Here is a 13,216-nt window from a genome sequence, read left to right on the forward strand (position 1 = left end):
TCGAGCGCCGCGCGAGCGCCGCGCGGGCGGCGCTCGATGTCCGCCGCCCCGCAAAACTCTCGGCATACCCTAAAGCCCCGAGAAGCCCCTTCGCCCTACAGCCCCTCAAGCTCCGCCATCAGGTCACTCAGCCGGTCAACCTTGTCGTCATCCAGCACACGCCCCTGCAACCCCTCCACATACACCGCCAGTTCCTCCACCGTGCTGCACTCGAACATCGCCCGCAGCGGCACATCCAACTGCAACTGCTTCTGCACCCGCGAAGCGATCTGCGTGGCCAGCAGCGAATGCCCGCCCAACTCAAAGAAGTTGTCGTGTACCCCCACCCGTTCGGCCTTGAGCACATCGGCCCAGATACCGGCCAACACCGTTTCCAGCTCGTTGCGCGGCGCCAGGTAGGCCTGGCTGTGCTGGCTGCCGATGTCGATGGCCGGCAGTGCCTTGCGGTCGAGCTTGCCGTTGGCGTTGTGCGGCAGGCTGTCGAACCAACCCCAATGCAGCGGCACCATGTACTCCGGCAATGCCGCGCGCAGGTGCTGCTTGATCTGTTCGAGCAACGCCCCATCAGGGGTTACGCCCTGATGGGCCACCAGGTAGCCGACCAGGTGCTTGCCGTTGGCGCCTTCCTGCACGCCCACCGCGGCATCACGGATTTCGGCCTGTTCGTGCAGGCGCGCTTCGATCTCACCCAGTTCGATGCGATACCCGCGAATCTTCACCTGGTGATCGATGCGGCCCACATACTCCAGCACCCCGTCCAGGCGCTGGCGCGCCAGGTCGCCGGTGCGGTACAGGCGTTCACCCGGCGCGCCATGGGGGTGCGGGATAAAGGCCAGGGCGGTACGCACGGGGTCGCCAACATAGCCACGGCCGACGCCGGTACCGGCAACGCACAGCTCGCCAACCGCGCCCAACGGCACCAGGGCCTGGTCCTCGCCGAACAGGTACAGGCGGTTGTTGTCGGTCGGGGTTCCAATCGGCAGGTAACTGCCGCGCGTGGACTCGACATCGACACGGAAGAACGCCACATCGTCCGAGCACTCCGCCGGGCCGTAGGCATTGACCAGGCCAATGCCTGGGTAACGCTGCAGCCATTGCGCGGCCAGCTCTGGCGGCATCGCCTCGCCGGTCGGCAGCATCCAGCGCAGGCCGTTGAGGGCCTGGTGATCGTTGGCCAGCATGCCCTGGATCAGCGACGGCACGCTTTCCAGCACGGTGATGCCGGTAGCCTGCACATGCGCCAGCAGGCCTTGCGGATCATGGGCGATGGCATTGGGCACGATCTCCAGCCTGGCGCCGAACAACGGCGCGGCCAGGAACTGCCAGACCGAGATATCGAAGCTCTGCGAAGCGGTCTGGGCAATTACGTCCTGCTCGCTCAGGGCCAGGTAAGGCACCTTGCTGAGCTGGTTGTTGAGCATGCCGCGCTGCTCGACCATCACCCCTTTGGGCAAACCGGTGGAGCCCGAGGTGTAGATGACATACGCGAGGTTGTCGGGCCCGCTATGAATACCCGGGTTGTGGCTGGCGATGTTGCTGGCCTGGATGTCTTCCCACACCAACAATTGCGGCCGCGCCACACCCTCCAGTGCGTCCAGCAACTGCCGCCCCTGCTCGGCACAGGCCGCGCTGCATACCAGCACCGGTGTGCGGCTGAGCGCGACGATGCGCTGCAGGCGCGCGCCTGGCAGGCCGGGGTCCAGCGGCAGGTAACCGGCACCGGCCTTGAAGCTGCCGACGATCATCCCCAGCAATGGCAAACCGCGCTCGGCCAACAGCGCAACCGGCTGATCGACGGTTACGCCTGCGCCGATCAGGGCATGGCCCAGGCGGTTGGCCGCAAGGTTCAGGCCCGCGTAGTCAAAGGACGCGTCCAGGCAACGCACCACCGTGCGTTCTGGGTGCGCGGCGACCTGCGCCTCGAACTGCTCGACATAGCTCTGTTGCAGCGCATAGGCGTGCTCGGTGCGGTTGCAGTCTTCAACCAGGAAGCGTTGCTCTTCGGCACCCAGCAGCGGCAAGTCGCTTACCTCGCCCTCGAAGCCCTGCACCAGCGCCAACAGCAGGCGCTTGAACTCGGCCAGCAGGCGTTCGACGGTCGAAGTGTCGAAGTAACGTTGGTCGAACGACAGGTGCAGGCCCAGGTCATCCCCCGGGTAGCACACCGCCGTCAACGGGAAGTTGGTGTGGGTGCGGCCCGAGTCGGAGCTGGCGTTGAGGTGCTGGGCGTGGTCCAGCACTGCGGTTTCCACCGGCGCGTTCTCGAACACGAACAGGCTGTTGAACAGCGGCTGGCCCTTGGGCAGTTCGCTGCATTCCTGGATCGCCACCAGCGGCAGGTACTCGTACTCGCGCACTTCCATATTGTGCTCGAGCACGCCTTGCAGCCACTGGCGCACGCTGCAGCGCTCGCCGGCAGCGGGCAGTTGCACGCGCAAGGCGATGCTGTTGATGAACAGGCCAACGGTGCGCTGCATCTGCGGCATGCTCACCGGGCGCCCGGCCACGGTGACGCCGAAGGCCACGTCACGCTCGCCGCTGTAGCGCGCCAGCACCAGGGCCCAGGCCGCCTGGGCAAAGGTGTTGATGGTCAGCTGATGGGCCTGGGCCAGTTCGCGCAAACGAACACCGTCAGTGACGTCCAGGCGGGTGTAGCAGTCGCCGACGATCATGCCGTCACCGGCATGGTCGTGGCGCAACGGGCGGTCGCTGGGGATCGCCGTGGCCCGTTCGAAGCCGGCCAGGTTGGCCTGCCACCACTGGCGCGCTTCGTTCAGGTCCTGGCGTTGCAGCCAGCCGATGTAGTCACGGTAGCGTGGCGGCACCGGCAACTGGGCCGGGCGGCCTTCGCCAAGTGCCTGGTAGACCTCGAAGAAGTCGTTCATCAGCAACGAGCGGCACCAGGCATCGATCAGGATGTGGTGGTTGCTCATCATGAACCAGTAGCGTTCATCGGCGACGCGCACCAGGCGCAGGTGGAACGGCGCTTCACGCAGCAGTTCGAAACCGGCCTCGCGCTCCTGTTTGTGCAGGGCTTGCAGGCGCTCTTCCTGGGCACCGTCGTCGAGGCCGCGCCAGTCTTGATAATCCACTGCCGTCTTGCCGGGTTTGTGGATGATCTGCAGCATCGCCTCGCCGGCGTTCCAACTGAACGACGCCCGCAGGGCCTCATGGCGCGCCACCACCGCCTGCCAAGCTTGGGCGAAGCGTTCGGCGTCGAGCGCGCTGTTGATGCGGTAGCGGTCCTGCATGTAGTAGATGCCGGTGCCCGGCTCCAGCAGGGTGTGCAGCAGCATGCCTTCCTGCATCGGCGTGAGCGGGTAGACATCGTCGATCTCGGCGGCAGCGACCGGCAAGTTGTCGATCTGCTCCTGGGTCAGGTGCGCCAAGGGGAAGTCGGACGGCGTGAAGCTGCCGTTGCCGTCGGCCAGGCAGTGGCCGACCAGTGCCAGCAGCTCCTGGCGGTAGCCTTCGGCCAGGTTGGCGATGGTCTGCTCGTCGTAACGCTCGGTGCTGTAGGTCCAGCGCAATTGCAGGGCGCCGGCATAGACCTGGCCGTCGACACTCAGCCAGTTGGGCAGCGGCGCCTCCAGGTCATGGGCCAGGCCCGCCGGTGCGTCCAGCGGCTGGAACAGCGCATCAGCGTCAAACTGCTGGTCGAACTGCCCCAGGTAGTTGAAGGTGATGCGGGCCTGTGGCAGTGCGGCCATGCGCTCGCGCCCGGCCGCGTCGGCCAGGTAGCGCAGCACGCCATAGCCCTGCCCTTTGTGCGGCACCTGACGCAGTTGCTCCTTGACCCGTTTGATCGAGCTGGCGCGCGCAGCATCGTCATCACCCAGCACCGGGCAAAGGCTCAGCGGGTACGCATTGGTGAACCAGCCGACGCTGCGGGTCAGGTCCATGTCTTCGAACAACCCGTCGCGGCCGTGGCCTTCGAGCTGTACCAGCACCTCACTGTCACCGCTCCACCGGCACAAGGCCCGGGCCAGGGCTGTCAGCAGCAGGTCGTTGACCTGGGTGTGGTAGGCCGCGGGTGCCTGTTGCAGCAACTGGCGGGTCTGCTCGGCATCGAGGCCGATGGCCAGGGTGCGGGCGTGGCGGTGCAGGTTGCCACCCTGCGGGTGATCACACGGCAGTTCGTGGCGCACAGTGCCGAGCTGGGCGTGCCACCAGTCCAGCTCGTCGCGCAGCGAGTCGCTGCCGGCGTAACTGGCCAGGCGTGCGGCCCAGTCGCCCAGGGTGTGGGTCTTGGCCGCCAGCGGCAGGCCACGGTACAGCGCCTGCAAGTCTTCGAGCAGCACGCGCCAGGACACGCCATCGACCACCAGGTGGTGAATCGCCAGCAGCAGGCGTTGGCTGCCCTGCCCGTCCGTCACCAACAAGGCGCGTAGCAGCGGGCCTTGCTCCAGGTCGAGGCTGCGCTGCAGGTCGGTGTACAGCGCCTGGCACTCATCGAAGTCGGCAACCGTGGCCGCCCACAGCAACTGCTGAGGCGCAGGCTGGGCATACTCGGCCTGCCAGCGACCATTGGCCTGGCGGAAACGCAGGCGCAGGCTGTCGTGGTGCTGCACCAGTGCAGCCAGGGCCTGCTCCAGTGCCGCGCTGTCCAGCGGCTGGCGCGCCGCCAACAGTACAGCCTGGTTCCAGTGCTGTGGCTGGGCCACTTCGCTGTCGAAGAACCAGTGCTGGATTGGCGTCAGCCCGGTTTGCCCCTCGCGCAGGCCCTGCTCGATACCGCTTGGCGCGGCGCTCAGGCTGACCACCGTGGCCAGGGTCTGGATGGTCTGGTGCTGGAACAGGTCACGCGGGGTGAACTGCAGGCCCACCTGACGGGCCCGGCTGACCACCTGGATCGACAAAATCGAGTCGCCACCGAGTTCGAAGAAGTTGTCCTGCACGCCAACGCGGGCAACGTTGAGCACGTCGCGCCAGATCTGCGCCAGCTGCGCTTCCACTTCGTTGCCTGGGGCCTGGTAATGCTGGTGCGCCTGCTCCAGGTCCGGCAGCGGCAGCGCCTTGCGGTCGAGCTTGCCGTTGCCCATCAGCGGCAGGCTGTCGAGCAGCACCAGGTGCGCGGGCACCATGTAGTCCGGCAGATGCTGGCGGGCATCGGCCTTGACTGATTCGCGTAGCGCGGCCTGGGCCTCGCTGTTGGCACCGGCCTGCTTGCACACCAGGTAACCCACCAGTTGTTTGCCGCCCGGCAAGTCGAGGGCCAGGACCACCGCCTCGTCGACATCGGCATGCGCCTGCAGGCGGCTTTCGATTTCGCCCAACTCGATACGGAAGCCGCGAATTTTCACCTGCTGGTCGGCACGGCCCACGTACTCGACCAAACCATCGACGCCCAGGCGCACCAGGTCACCGGTGCGGTACAGGCGCCCGCCCTGTGTGCTGAACGGGTCGGCAACGAAGCGCTCGGCGCTCAGCCCCGGGCGGTCGTGATACCCCTGGGCCAGGCCGGCACCGCCGATGTACAGCTCGCCGATGCCGCCTTGTGGCAGCAAGGCCAGGTCCTCATCGAGGATGTACGCACTGCGGGCGCCAATCACGCGGCCGATCGGCACACTGCCCAGGTCGGCCGGCAGCGTGGGTGGCGCCAGGCAGGCCAGCGGCATGACCACGGTTTCGGTCGGGCCGTAGGCGTTGAAGAACTGTTGCGGCGTGAACGCCTGGCGAATGCGCTGCAGGTGCTCACCGGTCAGCGCCTCGCCGCCGGTGATCACCAGGCGCACCGGCAACTGCTCGCCCTGCCCGGCCAGGTACTGGGCCAACTGGCTGCCATAGCTTGGGGTGAAGCCAAGGATGCTTACCTGTTGCTCGCGCACCAGTTGGCAGATCTCTTCAGCGCCCCACTGGCCTTGGGCACGGATCACCACGCGGGCACCACACAGCAGCGGGGTCAGCAGTCGCTCGCTGGCCGCGTCGAAGTTGATCGAGTAGAAGTGCAGTTCGCAGTCGTCGCTGCGCATGCCGAAGGCCTCGATCACAGCCTGGCAATGCATGGCGATTTCACCATGGCTGACCACCACGCCCTTGGGCTTGCCGGTGGAGCCCGAGGTGTAGATCAGGTAAGCCTGGTGCTGCGGCAGGTTGAGGTTATCCAGCGGGGCATCGCTGAAGGCGGACAAGCCTGCGGCATCGTCTTCCAGGCTCCAGCGGGCCACGCCGTCTGGCAGTTCGCCAAGGGTTTCCAGCAGCGCACGTTGGCTGAGCAGCAAGCCGATGCGGCTGTCTTCGATCATGTAGCGCAAGCGGTCGAGGGGGTACTCGGGATCGAGCGGCACATAGGCACCGCCCGCCTTGAGGATGGCCAGCAGGCCGACGACCATTTCCAGCGAACGCTCCAGGGCCAGGCCGACGCGTACCTGCGGGCCGACACCGCGCTCGCGCAGGGCGCGGGCCAGGCGGTTGGCCTGCTGGTCCAGTTCGGCGTAGCTCAGGTGCTGGCCCGCGAAGGTCAGCGCAGGGGCCTGTGGTGTGCGCGAAGCTTGGGCGGCAAACAGGCCGTGCAAGGTCTGGTCGAGTGCAAAATCCTGCTCGCCTTGTAATTGCCCAACCAGCACGTGCTGCTCGCCCGGGCTCAGCATCGGCAGCTCGCACAGGCGCTGTTGTGGGTCGTCCAGCAGGCCGATCAGCAACTGCTGCCAGTGTTCGGCCATGCGCGCAATGCGCGGCGCGTCGAACAGGTCGCGGCTGTAGGTCAGGCAGCAGCCCAGGCGGCCATCTAGGTCAGTGACTTCGAGGTACAGGTCGAACTTGGTGGCGCTGGCGTCGTTGACCAGGTAGTCGACCTGCATGCCCACCAGCTCACGGCTTTGCTGGAACGCCCAGCGCTGGACGTTGCACATCACTTGGAACAGCGGGTTATAGGCGCTGCTGCGCGGTGGCTGCAGGGCTTCGACCAGCTGGTCGAACGGCAGGTCCTGGTGCGACTGGCCTTCGATGGCGGCCTGGCGCATCTGCTCCAGCAGCTCGGCGGCGGTCATCTGGCCGTCCAGTTCGCAGCGCAGTACCTGGGTGTTGAGGAAGGCGCCAATCAGCCCCTCGCTTTCCGGGCGGATGCGGTTGGCCACCGGTGCGCCGATGCGCAGGTCACGCTGGCCGCTGTAGCGGTGCAGCAAGGCCGCCAGGGTTGCCGTCATGGTCATGAACAGGGTCAGCCCGCGCTGGCTGTTGAACGCATGCACGCGCGCCACCAACGCCGGGGCGAGCTCGAACCGGTGCAACTCGCCACGGTGGCTCTGCACCGCTGGGCGTGGGCGATCGGACGGCAATGCCAAGACCGGGTGCTCATCGCCCAGGCGGGCTTTCCAGTAGGCCAGCTGCCGCGCGCCTTCGCCGCTTTCCAGCCATTGCCGCTGCCACACGCTGTAGTCCAGGTATTGCACCGGCAGCGGCGTCAGTGGTGATTCGCGATCATCGACAAAGGCTTCGTACAGCTCGCCCAACTCGCGGGCGAAGATGTCCATGGCCCAGCCTTCGGTGACGATGTGGTGCAAGGTCAGGACGAAGTAATGCTCACGTTCCTCGGCCTTGACCAGGCAGGCGCGCAGCAGTGGGCCACGCTCGAGGTCGAACGGCTGGTGCGCCTGGTCGTCGGCGAGCTGTTGCAGGCGTTGCTGGCGGGCCTCGGCGGGCAAGGTGCTGAAGTCTTGCCAGTCGAGGTGCACGCCGCTGTCTTCGGCCACGCACTGGTACGCCACGCCGTCGATGCTGGGGAACGTGGTGCGCAGGGTTTCGTGACGCACGATCAGCGCCTGCAGCGCCCGCTCGAACGCGTCCACGTGCAGCGCGCCACGCAAGCGGGCCATGCCGCCGACGTTGTAGGCAGGGCTGTCGGGCTCCATCTGCCAGAGGAACCACATGCGCTGTTGCGAATACGACAACGGCACGGCCTGGCGGCGGTCGACGCGGGCGATTTCGCCTTGCAGGTTATGCGCGCCGGCCTCCCGCAGGCGCGTGATCTCGGCACAGAACGCGCCCAGCTCGCTGGCGTCGAACAGCACTTTCAGCGGCAGCTCGACATCGCACGCCTGACGGGCCCGCGAGACGATCTGGGTGGCGAGCAGCGAGTGACCACCCAGGGCAAAGAAGTCGTCCTGCAGGCCGACACGCGGCAGGTTGAGCACTTCACGCCAGATCGCCGCGACCTGCTGCTGCACGGCACTTTGCGGCTCGACATGCTCGCGCTGTTGCCACACCGGGGCGGGCAGCGCCTTGCGATCGACCTTGCCACTTGGGCCCAACGGCAGGTGTGCCAGTGGGATCAACTGCGCCGGCACCATGTACGCCGGCAGTTGCTCGGCCAAGGCGGCCAGCAGTGCAGCCGGCTCGGCCGCACCGCTGTAGTAGCCGACCAATTGCGCGCCCACAGCGTCCTTGTGGATCAGCACCAGGGCCTGCTCGACACCCGCTTGCGCCAACAGGCAGGCCTGCACTTCTTCGGGTTCGACGCGGAAGCCGCGCACCTTCACCTGCTGGTCGAGGCGCCCCAGGTATTCCAGCGCTTCCAGCTGGACTTGCCAGCGGGCACGGTCGCCACTGCGGTACAGGCGCTGGCCGTCGCCGTCGGCCTGGGGCACGAAACGCTCGGCCGTCAGGCCCGGGCGGCCCAGGTAACCTCGGGCCAAGCCTGCGCCGCCCAGGTACAGCTCACCCGGCACACCGGGCGCGGTGAGTTCCAGTTCATCGTCCAGCACGCGGCACAGCACGTTGCCCAACGGGCGGCCGATCGGCGAGCGCTCGCCGTCTTCGGCCTGGCAGTGCCAGTGGGTGACGTTGATCGCGGTTTCGGTCGGGCCATAACGGTTGTGCAGTTGCACCTGGGGCAGCAGTTGCAGCACACGGTCACGCAGGTTGGCCGACAACGCTTCGCCGCCGGAGAACAACCGGCGCAGGCTGGTGCAGGCGGCGGCCTGCGGCTCTTGCACGAACACCTGCAACAGCGGCGGCACGAAGTGCAGCGTAGTCACGCCATGCGCTTGCACCAGCGCAGCGATACGCTGCGGGTCGCGATGCTCGCCAGGGCCTGCCAGCACCAACTTGCAGCCGGTGACCAGCGGCCAGAAGCACTCCCACACCGAAACGTCGAAACTGATGGGCGCTTTTTGCATCAGCACGTCGCTGTCGTTCAGCGCATAGGTGGCCTGCATCCACTGCAGGCGTTCGGCCAGGGCCGCATGGGTGTTGCCCACGCCCTTGGGCTGGCCAGTGGAGCCCGAGGTGTAGATCACATAGGCCAGGTTGTCGCCGTGCAGGTGCAGGCCGGGGGCATGGCTGGGCCAGCTGTCCAGGTGCAACTGGTCGAGGGCGATGGCGCTGACGCCTTCGACCTGCGGCAGCTTGCCCAGCAGGCCGCTGTGGCTCAGCAGCAGGCTGGCATTGCAGTCGCCGAGCATGTAGGCCAGGCGCTCGGCCGGGTAGTCCACGTCCAGCGGCACGTAGGCGCCGCCGGCCTTGAGGATGGCCAGCAGGCCAACCAGCAACTGCGGCGAACGCTCGACGGCGATGGCCACGCAGGTATCGGGACCGACGCCTTTGTCACGCAGGTAATGGGCCAGGCGGTTGGCTTGCTGGTGCAACTCGGCATAATCCAGGCTGCCGCCCTGCCAGGCCAGCGCGGTTCGCTGTGGGGTCAGCCGGGCCTGCTCGTTGAGCTGTTCGACCAGCAGGCGCTGGGGCGCCGCCGCCGGTGCCTGGCCCCAGCCGAGCAGCTGTGCGCGGTGCTGTTCATCGAGCAACTGCACCTCGCCCAGCGCCAGCTGCGGCCGGGCGCAAACCTGCTCGAGCAAGGCCAACAGGTGCGCGGCCAGGCGTTTTACCGTGCTGGCCTCGAACAGTTCGGCGGCATAGTCGAAGGCCAAGGTCAGGCGGCCTTGATGGTCCTCTTCACTGTGCAGCTGCAGGTCGAACTTGGCTTCGCGGCTGTGCCACGGCAACTCTTCGGCAAGTAAACCTGGCAAGCGGCGCAGCGCCGAAAGGTCACGCTGCTGGTGGTTGAACATGACCTGGAACAGGCCCTGCTCGCGCGCCTCGGGCAGGGCTTCGAGCAGCTGTTCGAACGGCAGGTCCTGGTGGGCCTGGGCCTCAAGGGTGGCCTGGCGGGCCTGGGCCAGCAGGTGATCGAAGGGCAAGCGGCCATGCAGTTGCGCACGCAGCACCTGGCTGTTGATGAAGAAGCCGACCAGGCCCTGGGTTTCCAGGCGCGGGCGGTTGGCATTGGGCACGCCGATGCGCAGGTCTGCCTGGCCGCTGTAGCGGTGCAGCACCGCTTGCCAGCCGGCCAGCAGCACCATGAACAGGCTCGCCTGCTGCTCGCGGGCCAGGGCGTTGAGCGCTTCGGTCAGCTTGGCCGGCACCTTCAGGGTGTAGCGCGCCGCGCGTTTGTCACGCTGGCTGGCGCGCGGCTGGTCGGTGCACAGGTCGAGCACCGGCAGTTCATCACCCAGCTTGGCTTTCCAGTACTGCAACTGGCGTTCGGCCTCGCCGTCGGCCAGCCATTGCCGTTGCCAGGTGCCGTAGTCGGCGTAACCCAGGGGCAGCGGCGCCAGCGTGGCCGTTTGGCCCTGGCAGTGCGCGGCGTACAGTTTGGCGAACTCTTCGAGCAAAATGTTCAGCGACCAGCCATCGGCAACGATGTGGTGCAGCGTCACCCACAGCTGGTGGTCTTCATCGTCCAGGCGCGCCAGGGTCACGCGCAGCAGTGGGCCTTGGCACAAGTCGAACGGCTGCTGGGCCTCTTCCTCGCGGCGCGCGGCAACTTGCTCGGGGGCCTGGCCTTCGAGGTCCAGGCGACGCAGGCTGAACGGCTGCTGGGCCTGAATTCGCTGCAGGGCTTGGCCATCCACTTCGCTGAACACTGTGCGCAGCGATTCATGGCGCGCCACCAGGGCCTGGAACGCAGCCTCCAGTGCGGCGACGTCCAGCTCACCGCGCAGGCGCAGGCCGGCCGGAATGTTGTAGGCCGCCGATTGTGGCTCCAGTTGCCACAGCAGCCACAGGCGGTTCTGTGCCAGCGATTGCGGCAGCGACTGGTCGCGTGCCAGGGTGGTGATGGCCTGCGCTTGGGCGCCACCCTCAGCGAGGATCGCGGCGACCGCAGCGCTGTACTCGCCCAACAGCGGGGCTTCGAACAAGGTACGTAGGCTCAGGTTGATGCCCAGCTCATCCGCCAGGCGCGCGGTGGCCTGGGTGGCTGCAATGGAGTTGCCGCCCAGCAACAGGAAGTGGTCGTCCGCCGCCACGGCTTCGACCTTGAGCACATCGCGCCACACGGCGGCGATACGGGCCTGCAGATCATCTGCCACCGCGCCGCTTGCGGGTTGCTCGCTGGCCTGCGGGAAGCGCGCGTAACAGTCGAGGCTGCCATCGTCCATGCGCTGGCGGCAGGCCGAGCGTTGCAGCTTGCCGCTGGAAGTCTTGGGCAGCGCGCCCGGGTTGAGCAACAGCACCACGGCCGGCGCCTGGCGGCAGGCGTCGGCGATGACCTGGCGCAGGGTCTTGATCAATGCCTGGGGCTCGAGGGCTTTTTGCACGTTGCGGCTGATCTCCACCGCCACGCCGATGCCCTCCTCGCCCTGGTGGTCCACGGCAAACACCGCCACGCGGCCTTTGCGCAGCACGTCGACTTCGCGCTCCAGGGTTTTTTCCAGGTCTTGCGGGTAAAGGTTTTGGCCGCGGACGATGAGCATGTCTTTCAAGCGCCCGGTGACAAAGACTTCACCCTCGCGCATAAAGCCCAGGTCGCCGGTGCGCAGCCAGGTCTGGCCATCGCGCTCGACGAACGTGCGCGCGCTGGCCTCAGGGTTGCGCCAGTAGCCCAGGGCGATGCTCGGGCCACCGGCCCAGATTTCACCCACCTGGTTGTCGCCCAGCGCTTCGAGGCGCTGCGGCTCGACGATGCGCACCGCATGCCCGGGTTGCGGGTAGCCACAGCTCATCAGCACGCCGCCGCTGCCGTTTTCGGCGCGGTTGGCGGCGAAGGCTTCGGCGTCCAGCGCGAGGGCGCCGATGCCCTGACCACGGCGGCTGCCGCTGACGAACAGGGTCGCTTCGGCCAGGCCATAGCTGGCAAAGAAGCTCTGCGGGTCAAAGCCACAGGCCTGGAACTTGTCGGCGAAGGTTGCCAGGCTGTCCTGGCGAATTGGTTCGGAGCCGGAATAGGCCACGCGCCAACGGCTCAGGTCGAGCCCGGCCAAGGACGCTTCGCTGACCCGTTCGCTGCACAAACGGTAGGCGAAGTCGGGGCCACCGCTGATGGTGCCGCCGTATTCGCTGATCGCCTGCAACCAGCGCAGCGGCCGGGCGAGGAAGTAGCCCGGCGACATCAGCACGCACGGCACGCCGCTGAAGATCGGCTGCAGCAAGCCGCCGATCAGCCCCATGTCGTGGTACAGCGGCAACCAGCTGACGATGACATCGTCGGGGTTCACATCGATGCCGAAACCGTGACGGATCAACTGCTCGTTGGCCACCAGGTTGCCGTGGCTGACCTGCACGCCCTTGGGCAGCGCGGTGGAGCCCGAGGTGTACTGCAGGAAGGCGATGTCATCGCTGGCCAGGGCAGGTGCCTGCCAGGCATCGGCCAGGCCCGGGTCAAGGCCATCCACGGCCAGCAGTTCAGGGGCGTTGTGGGCCGCCAGCGCGTCCAGGCCCTGCAAGCTGTCGTGCAGCGCCGCGACGGTCAGCAGCAGGCGCGGTTCGGCGTCGTCGATGATCGACAGCAGGCGCTCCTGGTGATGGTGACGGGTAGATTCCGGTGGGTACGCTGGCACGGCGATGACGCCAGCGTAGAGGCAACCAAAGAACGCCGCCACATAGTCCGGGCCACTGGGGAACAGCAGCACCGCACGGTCACCGAACCCGGCCCGGGCCTGCAGGGCGGCGGCGATGGTGCGCGCGCGGCGGTCCAGGTCCCGGTAGCTGAGCACGGCCTGCTCGCCAGGAGCGTCGGCGAGAAAGCGCAGGGCTATCTTGTCCGGGGTCTGCGCGGCGCGTTGCGCCAGGGCCTGGACCAGCGAGAGCGGGAGTTCGAAGGCGTCCGTCATGGGGTGTTCCTGCCAGTGTCTGGTGAAGTCGGGCCGGCTGCGCCGCGCACGTAGGCGGGCAGCACTCGGCGGCCGGATGTACACAGGGGAACGGATGGGCGGGGGAAGAAATTAGCGGGGTATGGCTTGAGAGGTGTGGCGTTTGGGAGACCGAGCGCCGCCCGCGC

General features: G+C 67.2%; 1 protein-coding gene. It reads right to left on the reverse strand.

What is annotated here, in order from left to right; all coding sequences use genetic code 11:
* Positions 1-95 precede the first annotated feature (95 nt).
* Complete coding sequence (locus MFF34_RS19935; RefSeq protein ID WP_238216017.1) at positions 96-13,049, reverse strand: non-ribosomal peptide synthetase; 12,954 nt, start codon at positions 13,047-13,049, stop codon at positions 96-98.
* Between the last annotated feature and the right edge of the window lie 167 nt (positions 13,050-13,216).

It is taken from the genome of Pseudomonas sp. PAGU 2196 (genome assembly GCF_022179005.1).
Classification (GTDB): domain Bacteria; phylum Pseudomonadota; class Gammaproteobacteria; order Pseudomonadales; family Pseudomonadaceae; genus Aquipseudomonas; species Aquipseudomonas kermanshahensis.

What these genes read in the sequence shown, in the direction of transcription:
- MFF34_RS19935 (WP_238216017.1), bottom strand. Translation starts at nt 13,049, where the DNA reads ATGACGGACGCCTTCGAACTCCCGCTCTCGCTGGTCCAGGCCCTGGCG.